General features: G+C 65.7%; 18 protein-coding genes. 17 read left to right on the top strand and 1 reads right to left on the bottom strand.

From position 1 onward, the window contains the following. Window positions 1-12: 12 nt before the first annotated feature. Entirely contained in the window at window positions 13-1542 is a 1530-nt protein-coding gene (locus PGB34_RS12055; protein ID WP_271428343.1) for an IS3 family transposase, read from the top strand. Between the two features lie 97 nt (window positions 1543-1639). Here the strand turns inward: PGB34_RS12055 and PGB34_RS12050 are convergent, their stop codons facing one another. Next, a complete protein-coding gene (locus tag PGB34_RS12050) occupies window positions 1640-2623 on the bottom strand; it encodes a LysR family transcriptional regulator (RefSeq protein ID WP_271428342.1) in 984 nt (327 codons plus the stop codon). A gap of 153 nt (window positions 2624-2776) precedes the next feature. On the opposite strand from PGB34_RS12050, the gene PGB34_RS12045 reads away from it, so the two are divergent. The 16 genes from PGB34_RS12045 to PGB34_RS11970 all read left to right on the top strand — a co-directional run bounded on the left by PGB34_RS12045 (window position 2777) and on the right by PGB34_RS11970 (window position 16490). Continuing rightward, on the top strand, window positions 2777-3688 hold the full coding sequence (locus PGB34_RS12045; protein WP_271428341.1) for a dihydrodipicolinate synthase family protein: 912 nt from the start codon (window positions 2777-2779) through the stop codon (window positions 3686-3688). Then, window positions 3689-4558 (top strand): amino acid ABC transporter substrate-binding protein, encoded by an 870-nt coding sequence (locus PGB34_RS12040; protein WP_271428340.1) that lies wholly within the window; start codon window positions 3689-3691, stop codon window positions 4556-4558. Window position 4559: 1 nt separating this feature from the next. Further along, entirely contained in the window at window positions 4560-5279 is a 720-nt protein-coding gene (locus PGB34_RS12035; protein ID WP_271428339.1) for an amino acid ABC transporter permease, read from the top strand. 1 nt (window position 5280) lies between these two features. Beyond that, window positions 5281-5937, top strand: a complete 657-nt coding sequence (locus PGB34_RS12030) for an amino acid ABC transporter permease (protein WP_271428338.1) — start codon at window positions 5281-5283, stop codon at window positions 5935-5937. Between the two features lie 10 nt (window positions 5938-5947). After that, the gene (locus PGB34_RS12025) at window positions 5948-6676 is read left to right on the top strand and encodes an amino acid ABC transporter ATP-binding protein (protein WP_271428337.1); all 729 of its coding nucleotides are present in this window, start codon (window positions 5948-5950) and stop codon (window positions 6674-6676) included. Window positions 6677-6685: 9 nt separating this feature from the next. After that, window positions 6686-7903, top strand: coding sequence for an aminotransferase class V-fold PLP-dependent enzyme (locus PGB34_RS12020; RefSeq protein ID WP_271428336.1), 1218 nt, complete (start codon window positions 6686-6688; stop codon window positions 7901-7903). 9 nt (window positions 7904-7912) lie between these two features. Continuing rightward, on the top strand, window positions 7913-8698 hold the full coding sequence (locus PGB34_RS12015; RefSeq protein ID WP_271428335.1) for an SDR family oxidoreductase: 786 nt from the start codon (window positions 7913-7915) through the stop codon (window positions 8696-8698). Between the two features lie 18 nt (window positions 8699-8716). Further along, window positions 8717-9184, top strand: coding sequence for a RidA family protein (locus tag PGB34_RS12010; protein ID WP_271428334.1), 468 nt, complete (start codon window positions 8717-8719; stop codon window positions 9182-9184). A 19-nt stretch (window positions 9185-9203) separates the two neighbouring features. Further along, window positions 9204-9887, top strand: a complete 684-nt coding sequence (locus PGB34_RS12005) for an RraA family protein (RefSeq protein WP_271428333.1) — start codon at window positions 9204-9206, stop codon at window positions 9885-9887. Window positions 9888-9943: 56 nt separating this feature from the next. Next, window positions 9944-11062 (top strand): ABC transporter substrate-binding protein, encoded by a 1119-nt coding sequence (locus tag PGB34_RS12000; RefSeq protein WP_271428332.1) that lies wholly within the window; start codon window positions 9944-9946, stop codon window positions 11060-11062. Between the two features lie 78 nt (window positions 11063-11140). Beyond that, a complete protein-coding gene (locus tag PGB34_RS11995; RefSeq protein WP_271428331.1) occupies window positions 11141-12028 on the top strand; it encodes a LysR family transcriptional regulator in 888 nt (295 codons plus the stop codon). 281 nt (window positions 12029-12309) lie between these two features. Continuing rightward, window positions 12310-14355, top strand: coding sequence for a conjugal transfer protein TraG (locus tag PGB34_RS11990; protein WP_271428330.1), 2046 nt, complete (start codon window positions 12310-12312; stop codon window positions 14353-14355). Then, window positions 14352-14846 (top strand): ribbon-helix-helix protein, CopG family, encoded by a 495-nt coding sequence (locus PGB34_RS11985; protein WP_271428329.1) that lies wholly within the window; start codon window positions 14352-14354, stop codon window positions 14844-14846. The genes PGB34_RS11990 and PGB34_RS11985 overlap by 4 nt, the downstream gene beginning before the upstream one ends. Further along, window positions 14843-15871 (top strand): P-type conjugative transfer ATPase TrbB, encoded by a 1029-nt coding sequence (trbB, locus tag PGB34_RS11980; protein WP_271428328.1) that lies wholly within the window; start codon window positions 14843-14845, stop codon window positions 15869-15871. The genes PGB34_RS11985 and trbB overlap by 4 nt, the downstream gene beginning before the upstream one ends. Next, a complete protein-coding gene (locus tag PGB34_RS11975; RefSeq protein WP_271428327.1) occupies window positions 15868-16227 on the top strand; it encodes a TrbC/VirB2 family protein in 360 nt (119 codons plus the stop codon). The genes trbB and PGB34_RS11975 overlap by 4 nt, the downstream gene beginning before the upstream one ends. Next, window positions 16224-16490: a VirB3 family type IV secretion system protein gene (locus tag PGB34_RS11970; protein WP_271428326.1), complete on the top strand. Its 267-nt coding sequence runs from the start codon at window positions 16224-16226 to the stop codon at window positions 16488-16490. Before PGB34_RS11975 ends, PGB34_RS11970 begins: the two co-directional genes overlap by 4 nt. The last annotated feature ends 17 nt before the right edge of the window (window positions 16491-16507 follow it).

Raw genomic sequence — 16507 nt, 5'->3', positions numbered from 1 at the left:
GAGGGGTAGTTCATGTTTTCATACGAGGATCGGCTTCGAGCCGTCCAGCTTTACATCAAGCTCGGCAAACGGGTCGGAATGACGATCCGACAGCTTGGCTTTCCAACCAAGAACACGCTCAAGCACTGGCATCAGGAGTACGAGCAAGGCCTTGGGTTGGCCGCCGGATACACGCGCGCGCCGAGGTATTCGCAGGCCCAGAAGGAAGTCGCGGTCGCCCACTACCTGGAACACGGCCGCAGTTTCGCGGCGACGATCAAGGCATTGGGCTATCCATCACGGACGCTGCTTCCGTTCTGGGTCCAGGAGCTGCATCCGCAGACCCGCAAGCGCGTTGTTGGTCGGTCGCAGACACTGACACCAGCGATGAAGCAGTCCGCGGTCATCGAGCTGTGCATGAGGGAAGGCAGTGCGCAGGCGGTGGCCCAGGAGCTGGGCGTGTCTCGGCCATCGCTGTACACCTGGAAGAATCAGCTGCTCGGCCACGACGCACCTGCATCCATGAAGCGCAAGCAAGATCTTCAGCCAAGCCCTGAGTTGGCCGAGCTGGAACAACAAGCCGCGGCACTGCGGCAAGAAGTCCGACGCCTGCGCCTTGAGCAAGACCTGCTGAAGAAGGCGAACGAACTCCTAAAAAAAGACCTGGGCATCAACCGGCAGCTCCTGACGAATCGGGAGAAGACGCAGTTGGTTGATGCCCTGAGACCGACCTACGGACTGGATGAGTTGCTGCGCGAAGCGGGCCTGCCCCGCAGTTCCTACTTCTACCATCGGGCGCGGCTCGATGTCGCCGACAAGTACGTCGACGTACGTCGCGTGATGGCCGACATCTTCGAGCGCAACTACCGCTGCTATGGCTACCGTCGGATGCAGGCATCGTTGACCAGGCAAAGCGTGAACATCTCGGAGAAGGTCGTGCAGCGGCTGATGAAGCAGGAATGCTTGGTTGCCACCACGCCCAAACGCCGACGATACGGCTCCTACATGGGCGAGATCAGCCCCGCGCCGGACAACCTCCTGCAGCGCGACTTCAGCGCAGCTGCGCCAAACGAGAAGTGGCTCACCGACCTCACCGAGTTCCAGATCCCAGCTGGAAAGGTGTACCTGTCGCCCATGATCGACTGCTTCGATGGCATGGTCGTCAGCTGGACGATCGGAACGCGCCCGGACGCCGAGCTCGTCAACACGATGCTGGACGCGGCCATTGAGACCGTCACCGCCAGCAACGAGCGGCCGATCGTGCACTCCGATCGCGGTGCCCACTACCGATGGCCTGGATGGCTGTCTCGGATCGCCGATGCAAGGCTTGCGCGCTCGATGTCTCGCAAGGCATGCTCGCCGGACAACGCTGCGTGTGAAGGCTTCTTCGGCCGCCTGAAGATCGAGCTGTTCTACGCGCGCAACTGGCTGTCCACCACCATCGAGGAATTCATCACGGCGCTGAACGCCTACATCCTTTGGTACAACGCGGACCGGATCAAGATCTCGTTGGGAGCCCGCAGCCCCATCGAGTACCGGCGCAGCCTCGGGCTCGCCACATAACCCGTCCAAGTTTTCTGCCGCACCCCCACCGGCTCAGTTTCGGTCGGCGCCAACACGCCAATGTGGGTCTCAGTGAGCTACACCGAGGTCGACGACCTCAAGCAGCACGTTTGATAAACCTGACTGCCGGCGCTGGTGCAGTGCTGCCAAAAGGGTCAGCCGCAGGTTCGTCTTGGAGTCTTTTCCATAGCGCCTCCGCCCGCGCCCCCAGCTTCAGCGGCTTGCGCAGCAGCAGCACCCGCAACAATACGGTGTGCTCTGGCCCGCCGCATGCGATGAGCGTTCGCGCGGCGATATCCTCACGCACTAGGCTTTCTGGCAGCCAAGCGATGCCCATGCCGATCCTCGCCATCGAGCGCAAGCCGTCGGCCAGTGAACTGCCATGGTCCATGTTCAATGGTGGCAGCCCGTCCATCGCAGCCAGCGCGCGCGCCATCGCCCAGCCCAGCGAGCACTCGGGGCTGTAGCCGAGGTAAGGCAACGACCGGTCGGGCCTGTCCAAACGGCAACGCGCCTCTCCGCGGATGCCCGGCGCGCTCACCGGCACGAGCCGCTCGCTGCCGATCTCCAGATACTCGAACCCGACCCAGCCAGGGTCAATCTCCAGTTGCTCGCGGATGCCGCCGGGCGCGTCGTCGAAGGTGATGACGAAATCCACCTCGCCGCTTTCCAGCAACTGTAGGCAATCCGGCAGCAGCGCCGAATTGACGGTGAAGCGCGCCTGGCCGAAGTGGCCGTGTAGCCGCGGCAGCCAAGTGGGGAAGAAAGCCGTGGTCATGATGTGCGGCGCGCCGAAGCTGATCTGCTCCGCGTGCGCTTCGCCTTGCTTTCGCACTGAGGAGCGCACCGCATCCAGCACGCTCACCGCCTGCAGCGCGACCTGATGCAATTGCTCGCCCGCTTGCGTCAGCTCCAGCGGCGATTTCGCCCGCTCGAACACCGGCGCCCCAAGCCACTGCTCGAGGTTCTGGATACGGCGGCTCAGGCCGGAGGTAGTCACATGGCAATGCTGCGCGGCGCGCGAGAAGCTCTTGAGCCGAGCCAAGACGAGGAAATCCTTGAAAGTCTGCAGATCACACATGTTGCGGCTTTCGCAAAACGAAGAGGTGCTTAGGAGTATCCCGCATCCGTTTGAGCCGCGCACAGCCTTGGCGTCTAATCCTGTTGCGGATTTCGCATCAACAGCGGCTAGACACGCAATGCCTGTAAGCCGAGAGCTTCCTAGCATGTATGCATGGTCGCTCCCGCAGTATTCTCCCCGGTCCTCACCCCATTCACCGCCGACCTGTCGCCAGACAGCGAACGCTTCGTCCAACACTGCCGCTGGCTGCTACGGCACGACGTGGGCTTAGCGGTCTTCGGCACCAACTCCGAAGGCAACTCCCTCTCGGTGCCGGAGAAATGCGAGCTGCTCGACGCGCTGATCCGCGCCGGTCTCCCTACGCAGCGCATGCTACCGGCTACTGGCAGTTGCAGCCTGAGCGACGCAGTGGCGCTGAGCAACGCCGCCACGCAGGCCGGCAGCGCGGGCGTGCTGGTACTGCCGCCTTTCTATTACAACAACCCCAGCGAAGACGGGCTGTTTCGCTTCTACGCGGAGCTGGTTGAGCGGGTGGGCGATGCGCGGTTGCGCATCTACCTTTATCACATTCCCGCCGTCTCGGGCGTGCCCATCACGGCTGCACTGGTGCGGCGGCTGCTCAAGGCCTATCCGCACGCCATAGCCGGCATGAAGGACACGGGTGGCGACTGGGCTTCCACCGAAAGCATGATCCGCGAGTTCGGTCCCGGCGGATTCGGTGTCTTCGCAGGCACCGAGACCGTGCTGCTCGCCGCCCTGCGCGCGGGCGGTCCCGGCTGCATCACGGCCACCGCCAACGTCAACCCGGCGCGCATCGTGCATCTCGCGCGGCACTGGCGCGACGGCGGCGCCGACGAACTGCAGCGCGAGCTCAACGCTACGCGCGAAATCTTCGCGTCTTATCCCCTCATCGCGGCGATGAAGTCGGCGGTGGCGGGCTTTCGCGCCGACGAAGGCTGGCGCCGCGTGCGCCCGCCCTTAACGGCGCTCTCGGACGGCCAGCACGCCGAACTGCTGCAGCGGCTGACCGCACACGGCTTCACAAGCTTCAACAAGGAGACATAAATGACATCCTCTTCCCTTCTCTATCGCTCCGTAGCGATGCTGGCGCTGCTGGTCGCCACCACCACCGCGGCGCAGGCGCAAGCGATCCTCAAGCGCATCGATGAGCGCGGCCAGATCAACGTGGGTCACCGCGATTCCTCCGTTCCCTTTTCCTACTACGACGAGAACAAGCAGGTGGTGGGCTACACCGTGGACCTGTGCATGAAGATTGTGGAAGAGGTGAAGAAGAAGCTCGGCAAGGATCTCAAGGTGAACTTCGTGCCAATCACCACGGCCAACCGCATTCCGCAGGTGACCAGCGGCGCGGTGGACATGGAGTGCGGCACCACCACTATTACTCTGGGCCGCATGGAGCAGGTGGACTTCTCCATGCCCTTCTGGGTGACTGGCACGCAACTGGCCGTGCAGAAGAAGGAACGCATCCAGCAGGCCGAGGACTTGAAGGGCAAGACGGTGGGCGTGCTGCAGGCCTCCACCAACGAGCGGGCGCTGCAGAAGCTGTCGCAGGACAAGGGGCTGAACCTCAAGTTCAACTACATCAAGGACTATGCCGAAGGCTTCCTCTCGCTGGAGACGGGCCGCATCGACGCGCTGGCCGGCGACGGAACGCCCATGGCGGTCTTCGCGGCGACCAGGGCACGCAAGCCCGCCGACTTGGCGGTGGTGGGGCGGCTGCTCACCACTGATCCCTACGGCATCATGATGCAGCGCGGCGACGCCGACTTCCGCCTGCTGGTGAATCGTGCGTTGGCCAAGGCCTTCGAATCCGGCGAAGCGCAGAAGCTACTGGCCAAGCACTTCGGCCCCACGGGCGTAAAGCCCACGCCGGAGCTGCTGAACCTGTACCAGTCTCAATCCATCCCCGACTGACATGGGATACCAATGGGACTGGAGCGTGCTGCTGCGCGATCCCTACCTCGGATGGCTGGCCACGGGCCTGCGCTGGACGGTTCTGATCTCGCTGCTGGCTTATGCGCTGGCGCTGACCATGGGCATTGCGGCGGGCGTGCTGCGCACCCTGCCATCGGCCGCAGCGCGCAGCTTGGGTAATGCGTACGTACAGGTCTTCCGCAGCGTGCCGCTGCTGGTGCAGCTCTTCCTCTGGTACTACGTGGTGCCCGAGGTGCTGCCTGATGCAGTGGGGACTTGGCTGAAGCGCGAACTGCCGTACCCCGAGTACTGGACCACCGCCGTCGGCCTGGGTCTGTTTATGAGCGCGCGCATCGCGGAACAGACGCGCGCCGCCATCAACGCGGCAGGTCAGGGCATGGAACGCGCCGGGCTTTCGCAGGGTTTCACCCGGCCGCAGATCTACCGACATCTGCTCGTGCCCGTGGCGCTGCGCTACGCCATGCCGCCCTTCACCTCAGAGCTGCTGAACACGGTGAAGAACTCCAGTTTGGCGCTAACCATAGGGATGTTGGAGCTCACGGGCCAAAGCCGGCAGATCGAGGCCTACACCTTTCGCGGCATCGAGGCCTTTACCGCCGCGACGCTGATCTACTTCGCGATCTCGCTCGCGGCAATCAGCCTGTCGAGTCGGCTCGAACGCGCCGTGCACATCCCCGGCATGCTGGCAGGGAAAGCTTGAGATGGAGTACGACTTCAACGCGATCGTGCGCGCCACGCCCTTCCTGTTGGAAGGCATGGCTACTACCTTCAAACTGACGGCACTGGCCGGCGTGCTGGGCATGCTGTGGGGCACCGTACTGGCCGTGATGCGCTTTGCGCCCAGCCGCGCGCTGTCGCTGTTCGCAGCGGCTTACGTCAACGGCATCCGAGCGGTCCCGCTCATCATGGTGATTTTCTGGATCTACTTCTTGCTGCCGCTGCTTACCGGCCGGCAGATCGGCGCCTTCAACTCCGCGCTAGTGGCTTTTGTGGTATTCGAGGGGGCGTACTTCAGCGAGATCATCCGCGCCGGCATTCAGAGCGTCTTGCGCGGGCAATTGCAGGCCGCGATGGCCATGGGTATGGGCTACACGCAGGCCATGCGCCTGGTGGTGCTGCCGCAGGCGCTGCGCAAGATGGTGCCTGTGCTGCTGACGCAAGGCATCGCGCTGTTCCAGGACACCTCGCTTGTGTACGTCGTGGGCCTCATGGATCTGCTGACGGCCGCCTCAACCGTGGCAACGCGCGACGGGCGGCTCGTAGAGCTGTACACCTTCGTCGCGCTTGTCTACCTCGTCCTGTGCCTCGCCGCCGCAGGCGCGGTCGAACTATTGCGTCGACGCTTCAACCCGGCGTGAATGAACCGAAATGATCGAAATCAGCAATATCTCGAAGTGGTATGGCGCCTTCCAGGTGCTGAAAGACTGCTCGCTTTCCGTGGAAAAAGGCGAGGTAATCGTGATCTGTGGCCCCTCGGGCTCGGGCAAGAGCACGCTCATTAAGTGCGTGAACGGGCTCGAAGCCTTCCAGCAGGGCCATGTCAGCGTGGATGGCATGAAACTTAACGGAAGTACGGGGCTGCTACGGCAGATCCGCCAGCGCATCGGTATGGTTTTCCAGAACTTCGAGCTGTACCCGCACCTGCGCGTGCTGGACAACCTGAACCTAGCGCAGATAAAGGTGCTGGGCCGCTCCAAGAACGAGGCCACCGAGCGCTCGCGCGCGCTACTACAGCGCGTAGGCCTGGCCGCGCACGAAGGCAAGTACCCAGGCCAGCTCTCAGGCGGCCAGCAGCAGCGCGTAGCCATCGCGCGCAGCTTGGCCATGGACCCGGTGGCCATGCTGTTCGACGAGCCCACCTCCGCGCTCGACCCCGAGATGATCAACGAGGTTTTGGACGTGATGACCGACCTGGCCCGCCAGGGCATGACCATGCTGTGCGTCACCCACGAAATGGGCTTTGCCCGCCGCGTAGCGCACCGCGTGGTGTTCATGGACGCCGGCGCCATCGTGGAGACCGCCAGTGCGCAGGATTTCTTCTCCCACCCCGAAAGCGAACGTGCGCGTGATTTCCTCTCGCGCATCCTCACACATTGAACGGCCCCGATGATGAACGAAGTAGAGAGCGACTTCACCACCCGCATGCGCGACGAGACGCCGGGCGTGCGCGAAGTGATTCACCTCAATGCAGCTGGCGCCGGGTTGCCGCCGCGTGCGGTTACGGACACGGTACTGGCGCAGGTCAAGCGCGAGGCCGCCGTGGGCCCGCATTGGGCGGCGGCCGAGGCGCAGGAGCGGCTGGACGCGGTGCGGACCGCCGCAGCCGGCTTGCTGGGCTGCGAGGAATATCAAATCGCCTTCGGCCCCGGCGCGGGTCGATTGTGGGGCATGGCCATGCTCAGCCGCCCCATCCCGCCCAGCGCGCGCATCCTGATCGCGCGCAGCGAGTGGGTGAGTAACGTACTGAACGTACTGCGGCTGCAGCAGGCGCTGGGCGTGTCGGTAGAAGTGCTCCCCATCGACCCGGACACCGGCCTGATCGATGTGGCGCGCGCTGCGACGATGATCGACGAACGCACGTTTGCGCTGTGTGTGCCGGTGGTGTCCAGTGGTTGCGGGGCCGTGCAGCCGGTGCAGGCGCTGGGCGCATTGCCCCGCCCGGAGCATTGCCTTTACTTCGTCGATGGCACGCAGGCCATAGGCCAGCGGCCCGTCACCCTAGAGACGACCGGCGCCGACCTCCTGGTGTGCCCCGGCCGCAAGTGGCTGCGCGGTCCCAAGGGCGAGGGCATGATGGCATTGTCCGAACGCTCACTGTGCCTGTTGGGCGATCCGCCGTTGCTGGACCCCACCGGCTCTGCCTGGACCCAACCTGCGGCCTACCGCACCTTGGAAGACGCCCGGCGCTTCGAGACCTACGACTACTCGCTCGCAGGCCGGCTCGGGTTGGGCGCCGCCATTGACACCGCGCAGCGGCTGGGTGTCACGAATATCCGCCAAGCCATCGCATTGCGCCTGCGGCAGATCGAGGCAGGCCTGCGGGCCGTCCCCGGCGTGACGGTGTTCGAAGACGTGGCGGCTGAGCCCTCTTTCCTCACCTATGCTGCCGCGGGCACCGAGCCTGCGCAGCTAAAAGCGCAATTAGCGCATGCCGGCATCGTCACAGCTACCGTCGGCCTAGATTACGCGCGCATGGACTTCGAAGCGCGGGGCCTCACGTCCGTAAACCGCGTGGCGCCGCATGCCTACACGACCGAAGCCGAGGCTGACCGCTTCCTGGCTGTCGTGGCCGACGCCGTGCATCTGGCAGGAACCTCCACTTAAGGACACCCCATGGACTACGGCATCTCTCAAAAAACGGCGCTGGTGCTCAGCGCGGGCGGCGGCTTGGGCCGCGCGATCGCAATCGCATTGGCGCAGGAAGGCGCCCAGGTGGCTTTGGCGGACGTGGACGGCGAAGCACTCGCAGCCTCGAAAGAGGCAGTGCAAGCGGCCGGTGGACGCGCGTTTGCGCTGCTTTGGGACTTGGGCGACGTCGCTGGTGCACCCGCGTATGTGCACAAGGTGCAGGAAGCTCTAGGCGGCATCGACATCCTCATCAATAACACCGGCGGCCCACCGCCCACGCCGGCCGCGGGCCAGAGCGCTGCGCTGTGGCGCAAGCATTTCGACGCGATGGTGCTTTCGGTGATCGCGACTACCGACGCAGTGCTGCCCGGCATGCGCGAGCGCGGGTGGGGCCGTATCGTCACTAGCGCCTCGTCCGGCGTTGTCGCGCCCATCCCCAACCTCGGCTTGTCCAACGCGCTACGGCTGTCGCTGGTGGGCTGGTCCAAGACTCTGGCGCGCGAGGTTGCGCGCCAGGGCATCACGGCTAACGTGGTGCTACCCGGCCGCGTGGCCACCGACCGCATCCGCGCGCTTGACGAGGCCAAGGCTCGGCGCGAGGGCCGCAGCGTGCAGGCCGTGGAAGAAGAAAGTACGGGGAGCATCCCAGCAGGCCGCTACGGCCGCCCTGCGGAATATGCCGACGCCGTTGCCTTTCTCGCGAGCGAGCGCGCTTCCTACATCAACGGATCCGTGCTGCGTGTGGATGGCGGCCTCATTCCCAGCGTCTGAATCATCAGGAGAACATACATGAACAACGACGACGTCATCCAGCGCCTGAAGGCTGCTGGTTTGGCCCTGCCCAGGCCTACCTTGCCCGCGGCTAACTACGTGCCGTTCACCCGTCTGGGCAGCCTGCTTTTCGTGGCCGGCCAGACGCCGGTACAGGATGGCGAGCCGCAGTACCTGGGGGTGGTCGGCACCGACGTGGACATCGAGTCTGCCCAGGCTGCAGCGCGCCTGTGCGCACTGAACGTGTTGGCACAGGTGGGTGTGGCCTGCGAAGGCCGCTTCGAGCGCGTGCGCGCGCTGCGTATCGGCGGCTTCGTGCGATGCACGGCCGACTTCACACAGCAGGCCATGGTGATGAACGGCGCGTCGGACCTTTTCGTGCTGGCACTGGGCGAGCGCGGGAAGCACGCGCGCACGGCAGTGGGCACACACGCCCTGCCGCGCGGCGTGCCGGTGGAAGTTGATGGCATGTTCGCCATCGAATAGGAAAACAAGGAAACACTGAATGATGCAACAGGAACAGACATACCGTGAAGCCATCCGCCAGCGCTTCTTGGCGGTGGATAGCTCTAACGTGGCCGATGTGCTGGACACGCTGGGCCTGCCCGACCAGGGGCTGGCCCCCGAATTCGCGCCGCAATCCGCTGAGGGCGCCCGCATGGCCGGCTGGGCTTACACCATCCGCGGGCAGATGACGCCTTTTCCGCTGGGCGGCGACGCCGACAAAATGAAGGCCTGTCAAGGCCTCTCGCCAGGCGAGATTTCGGTGTGGAGCGGTGACGGCGAAGGCATTTGCTACTTCGGCGAGCTCATCGCGATCGGCATGAAGGAGCGCGGTTGCGCGGGCGCGCTGGTGGACGGCGGAGTGCGCGACCTGCGCTGGATCGCCAAGCAGCAGTTCCCCGTGTTCGCGCGCTACCGCACGCCAGTGCAGTCTATCGGCCGCTGGAAGGTGAACGCATGCCAAGTGCCCGTGATGCTGCGCGGCGCCACAGCGCGCCACGTGAAGGTGGAGCCGGGCGACTTCGTCTTGGCCGACGAGGACGGCGCTATCGCCATTCCCGCGGCCGTGGTGGAGAAGGTGCTGGCAGAGGCCGAACGCCTGACCTCAGTGGAAGTGTCCATCCGTTCGGAGCTGTCCAAGGGCTTATCGCTAGCGCAGGCACTGGCGAAGTACGGGCACGTCTGATCCCAGGGTAGTTGTCGGGGCGGCAGCGCGCCGCCTGAGCAGAGTGAGGTGCTTCCATGTTCTTGCAAAGATGTGTTCCCTTTGTGCTGGTGCTCGGGCTTTGCATGGCAGCGCAAGCTCAGTCGCCCGAGATCGTCGTCAGTCAGATCGCGCCGCTGAGCGACACACCTGTCGCCACTGTCGGCCGCCTGGTGGTACTAGGCACAGCGGCCGCCTTCGCTGAAGCCGGCCGCAAGGGTGGCCCGCAGGTGCGGCAAGTGGTGCATGACGACAAGTTCGAACCCTCCTTGAGCTTGGAGCTGGCGCGCGCCGCCGTGGACAAAGACAAGCCCGCGGCGCTGATCATCATGTCCACCGCCAGCAATGTGGAGGTGCTGTGTGCCGACATCCCCAACCAGGCGAAGACGCCGCTGTTCACCACCCGTACCGGCTCGCCCGCCGTGCGGCTGGCGGGCCAGCCTTACATCTTTCATAGCCGGGCGGCCTTTGAGGATGAACTGGGCAAGCTGGCCACCAGCCTGGCGAGCGTGGGCTACCGCAACGTGGGCGTGCTGTATCAACGCGATGCCTTTGGCGAAAGCGGATTGGCTGTGTTCAAGGCTGCGGCGCAGCGCGCCGGCATCCGCTTGAAGGGCGAGGCGGGCTATGACCGCTCGTTGTCCGACGTGGACAAGGCCGTGCAAGAGATGCGGCAGCTGAGCCCGACCACCGTGCTGATGGTAGCCAGCGGCGCGGGCAGCGCCGCCTTCGCCAAGGCTTACCGCGCTGCGGGCGGGAGCCAGTTGGTGGTGGGCATCTCCGACTTCGATCTGCGTGGCTTCGCCTCCGACAACCCCGAGAGCGTGCGGCGCGGCGTGGGAGCGTCGCAAGTCATACCCAATCCCGAGGCGCCGGTGCTAAAGCTGGCGGTGGACTACCGCGCCGCGTTGAAAGCCGCCGACCCCGCCTCACAGCCGAACAACGCTAGCTTCGAGGGCTATATCGTTGGCCGTGTCATTCTGGAGGGATTGCGTAGCTGTGCTCAACCTTGCACCGGAGAGTCACTGCGTGCCGCCTTGGATCGCCTGAAGCGTATCGACATTGGCGGCTACACCGTCGACCTTTCAAAGGACAGGCGGTCGGGCACTTACGCAGACTTGGCAATCATTTCAGCGGACGGGAAGGTCCTGTACTAGAGGCCATCTCCCAACCGCAAGTCTGCAATTGCCGGAGCAATCCAGATTTCGCGGCCACCATTCGGGTCTCGATGCGGAATGATCGAGCTAAGGCACCTACGCTATTTCGCCGCTGTCGCGGAAGAGTTGAACTTTCGGCGTGCTTCCGAGCGCATTCACATCGAACAGAGCCCGTTGTCGCGGGCCGTCAGGGATCTTGAAGAGGACCTTGGCGTCCCGTTGTTTGTTCGTCTCCCGCGCGGGCTGAAGCTCACGCCGGCTGGGCTGAAGCTGCTGACGGAATGCCGCAAGCTCCTGGTTCAGTTGGAGCGCGTCAAGCGAACGGTGCGTCACACCCATGCCCTGTACCAGGCACCAATGCGCGTCGGCGTGGCCGATGGCATCGCGCAGCCCAGACTGTCCGAATGCTTCAACCGCTGGCGCTTGATTGCCCCTGAGGTACCGCTGGAGATCGAGGAGATGCGGGCTCGCGAACTGGCCAATGCGCTCAGGAACGAGGAAGTTGATGTGGGTTTCTCGTTTGGGGTGTCTGATGATGAGGCTATCGCTCAGACGCCCGCATGGCGTTACCGCGTCATGGCACTGCTGCCGCGCGGTCACGAACTTGCGGAGCGTTTCACGGTACCCCTGCCGGAACTGCTTGCTTTTCCGCTGCTGTCCTGCAATGAGGAGCGCCTTCCCGGTCTTCTTGCGCAGATGCGATTAATCATGCACAAGCACATCGAGCAGGCCACGCTTGCGGGTGCAGCCAGCACGCTGTCGGGCTACGTCACTCGCATCGCAGCTGGTGCCGGTGTGGGTTTGGCGGATGCCGGGCATACATGGGCGCTGCAGCGCGACGACGTGCTCGCGGTGCCGCTGGCAGAGGAAGAGCACATCACCACGTTCGTGCTGCACAAGCACCAGCGCTTCGGCATCGCCGAGCCGCTGAAGCGGTTCCTTGCTCACGTCAGCACTTTGTCATGAAAGTTACCGTGGCCGGCGGATGAGCGCCGGCCGCCGCCTCATCGGTCTTGGACGCCAAGCGCCTGGCCAAGGATGCTCCTGATCTGAAAAGCTGGGGCAATTTAGGTCCCGGCGTTCTGGAATCCAGCCAGCCAACCGCGTTTTCTCGCGACATACCCGCCAGCCTTCGCTGAGCTACGCCCTCGTGGGTGTACCGCGCGGCCCGTCGATTCCAGACTCGTGCGATGCGCGCCATGGGGCGCACATGCGCATGGCGCGATCTGGCGCCGAAGGGAATGGACATGGCAGTTCGATCCGGGATTGGCGAAGGCGGGACGTCGAGCGTCCAGACGGGCATCCTGCTCGGCCAGATCGCGGCCGTGATCGGCGTGACCCTGGGCGGGGTGTGGGGTGCCACCCAGTGGACCGCCCATGCGTTGGGCTATCAGCAGCAGTTGGGGCCGGCCTGGTCCGAGGTGGCAGGCCTGCCGGTCTACGCGCCCTGGAAGCTGTTCGAGTGGTGGTACTGGTACGACGCCTACGCGCCCAGCATCTTCCTGCGCGGCGGCGCCATCGCAGCGGCCAGCGGCCTGCTCGCCACGGGTGTGGCAATCGGCATGGCGATCTGGCGCTCGCGTGTGGCGCGCCGCGTCACCACCTACGGCTCCGCGCGTTGGGCCGAGGACGACGACATCCGCAAGGCCGGCCTGCAGGAACCGGCCGGCGTCTTCCTCGGCCGCAAGGATGAGCGCTACCTGCGGCACGCCGGCCCCGAACACGTGATGGCCTTCGCGCCGACGCGCTCGGGCAAGGGCGTGGGCCTGGTGGTCCCGACGCTGCTGTCCTGGCCGGGCTCGGCCGTGATCCACGACATCAAGGGCGAGAACTGGACGCTCACGGCGGGCTGGCGCGCCCGCTACTCGCACTGCCTGCTGTTCAACCCCACCGATCCGAGGTCGGCCGCCTACAACCCGCTGTTGGAAGTCCGCCGCGGCACGCACGAGGTGCGCGACGTGCAGAACATCGCGGACATCCTGGTCGATCCCGAGGGCGCGCTGGAGCGGCGCAACCATTGGGAGAAGACCAGCCACGCGCTGCTGGTCGGCGCCATCCTGCACGTGCTGTACGCCGGCGAGGACAAGACGCTGCGCGGCGTCGCCAACTTCCTGTCCGATCCCGCGTGCCCATTCGAGGTGACCCTGCACCGGATGATGACGACGAAGCACCTGGCAAATGAGCGAGGTGGGGCACCCCATCCCGTCGTCGCGTCGGCCGCGCGCGAGGTGCTGAACAAGAGCGACAACGAGCGCTCCGGCGTGCTGTCCACGGCCATGAGCTTCCTCGGCCTGTACCGTGACCCGACCGTGGCGGAGGTGACGTCGCGTTGTGACTGGCGCATCGCGGACCTGATCTCGACGGAGCATCCAGTATCGCTGTACCTGGTCGTGCCGCCCTCGGACATCAGCCGCACCAAGCCGCTGATCCGCCTGATCCTCAACCAGGTCGGCCGGCGTCTCACGGAATCGCTCGATGGGTCGGATGGCATCGCGCGCAGGCACCAACTACTGCTGATGCTCGACGAATTCCCGGCGCTCGGGCGCCTGGACTTCTTCGAGTCAGCACTGGCCTTCATGGCCGGCTATGGCCTGCGCGCCTTCCTGATCGCCCAGTCCCTCAACCAGATCGACAAGGCGTATGGCCAGAACCATTCGATCCTGGACAACTGCCACGTGCGCATTGCGTTCGCGACCAACGACGAACGCACGGCCAAGCGCATTTCCGACGCGCTGGGCACCGCCACCGAGCTGCGCGCGCAGCGCAACTACGCCGGGCACCGGCTCGCGCCCTGGCTCGGGCACCTGATGGTGTCGCGTCAGGAGACCGCGCGCCCGCTGCTCACGCCCGGCGAGGTGATGCAGCTTCCGCCCGACGATGCCGTGGTGATGGTCTCGGGCCATCCGCCGATCCGTGCGCGCAAGATCCGCTACTACCTCGACCGCAACTTCACGCAGCGCGTGAAGAAGGCCCCGGTGCTCGCCACGGGCGGTCGCTACGGCGATGCGCCACCGGCGCGGGAGGACGCCTGGAGCGGGCTGGCGCCGCTGGCCGCACCCATCCTCGACATGGCGATTGCCGGCCAGGTCGACTCCGTGGATGACGGCGGCCGGCAGCAGCAGCCCGAGCTGGGCGAGGTGAGCTATGTGCCGCAGCCCGAACCCGTCACCGACGACCTCGGCCTGCTCGATGACGACGACGCGCCGCTGCCCCTGCCGACGCAGCTCGATCCGCGCCTGCAGCGCACCGCGCGCCTGGCCGCGCTCGACCCTGACGATGGGATCGCGCTATGAGCCGCGCTCGCCTGAACATCTTCCTCGAGCGGGACCACGCGCGCCGGCTCGATGAGCTGGCCGCGATGAAGGGATTGTCCAAGTCCTCGATCATTGCTGCCGCGCTGTCCTCGTTCCTGTCGCCCGACAGCGGCGATCAGCGCGAGGCCGCGATCGCCAAGCGCCTGGACCGCCTCTCACGCCAGCTCGACAAGGTCGAACGCGACCAGAACATCCTGATCGAGACCGTGGCGCTGTACGTGCGCTACTTCCTGACCGTCAGCACGCCGGTGCCCGAGGCGCACCAGGAGGCAGCGCGTGCCCAGGGACGCGCCCGCTTCGAGCAGTTCATCGAACAGCTCGGCCGCCACCTGCTGCGCGGGCGCAGCCTGGTCAAGGACGTGTACGAGGAGATCCAACCGGAGGAGCGGCAGTTCTTCGGGCTCGATGCTTCCACGGGAGACCATCGGCCGGCGACCCCGGCCGACAGCAAAACGGAGGCTGCGCCATGACCGAGCCGCTGCCCAAGCCCGCGGCCCCAGCCTCGCTGGCGCTGGATCGTCGCATCCGGATGCTGCGCACGGCGATGGGGCCTGAGATCGCGCAGGCCCTGGCCGATCCGGACGTGGTCGAAGTGCTGCTCAATCCCGATGGCTCACTGTGGCTGGACCGGCTGGGCACCGGCCGCGCGCCGATGGGCGTCACTCTGTCGCCTGCGGACGGCGAACGCATCATCCGCTTGATCGCCGCGCACGTGCGCGCCGAAGTGCATGCGGGCAAGCCGTTGCTGACCGCCGAGTTGCCCGAGACTGGCGAGCGCTTCGAGGGCGCGCTGCCGCCCGTGACGCCGGGTCCGGTCTTCGCGCTGCGCAAACGCGCCGTCGCGCTGATCCGCCTGGAGGACTACGTGGTCGACGGCATCCTGACGGCCGACCAGGCTGCGTTCCTGCGCACGGCCGTGCGTGATCGCCAGAACATCTTGATCGCCGGCGGCACCAGCACCGGCAAAACCACGCTCGCCAACGCGCTGCTCGACGAGGTGGCCGCCACCGGCGACCGCGTGATCGTGCTCGAAGATACGGTGGAACTGCAGTGCACGGCACACGACCACGTGCCGCTGCGCACGCGGCCCGGCGTCGTCAGCATGACGGAACTGGTGCGCTCCACGCTGCGCCTGCGGCCGGACCGCATCGTCGTCGGCGAGGTGCGCGGCCCCGAGGCGCTGGACCTGCTCAAGGCCTGGGGGACGGGCCACCCGGGCGGCATCGCCACCGTGCATGCGGGCTCGCCCGTCGGTGCACTGACGCGGCTCGAACAGCTCGTGCAGGAGGTGTCGATGAACGTGCCGCGCGCGCTCATCGCCGAGACCGTCAACGTCATCGTCTTCATCGCCGGGCGGGGACGCACACGGCGCGTCGAGGCCATCGCGCGTGTCACCGGCCTCGACGGGAGCAGCTACCGGCTCGACCACGAACTGGCGTCCACCCCGCTGCCATCCCTTCCTTCATCCCCTTCCGTTCCAGGAGAAACGCCATGACGACTTGGTTCATTTCCGTAGATCCGCATGCACGCGCCGCGCGCGTGCGCCTGGCGCTGCAGGTGCTGCTGATGGTGGCATTGCTGCTCGCGGTCGCGTTGCCCGCGCATGCCGCCGGTTCCAGCATGCCCTGGGAGGCACCACTGGAATCCATCCTCGAATCCATCCAGGGGCCGGTGGCGCGCATCGTGGCGGTGATCATCATCATCGCCACGGGCCTGACGCTCGCCTTCGGCGATACCTCGGGCGGGTTCCGCAAGCTGGTACAGATCGTCTTCGGACTGTCGATCGCGTTCGCCGCATCGAGCTTCTTCCTGTCGTTCTTCTCGTTCTCGGGCGGGGCGGTGCTGGCATGAATGCGCAGGACGCTCCCGGCTTCGAGGTTCCTCTTCACCGTTCGCTGACCGAGCCCATCCTGCTCGGCGGCGCGCCGCGTACCGTGGCGATCGCCAACGGCACGCTGGCCGCAGCCGTCGGCCTCGGGCTGCAGCTCTGGATTCCCGGGCTGGTGCTGTGGCTGGTCGGCCATTCGCTCGCGGTCTGGGGTGCGCGCGCGGACCCGCAGTTCATGCAAGTCTTCGCGCGCCACATCAAGCAGCGCGCACTGCTCGACGTGTAGCGGATGCGAGGACGATG

The sequence above is a fragment of the Xenophilus arseniciresistens genome, from assembly GCF_028023875.1.
GTDB classification, from domain to species: domain Bacteria; phylum Pseudomonadota; class Gammaproteobacteria; order Burkholderiales; family Burkholderiaceae_C; genus Xenophilus; species Xenophilus arseniciresistens.
This window is presented reverse-complemented; position numbering and strand designations above follow the sequence as displayed.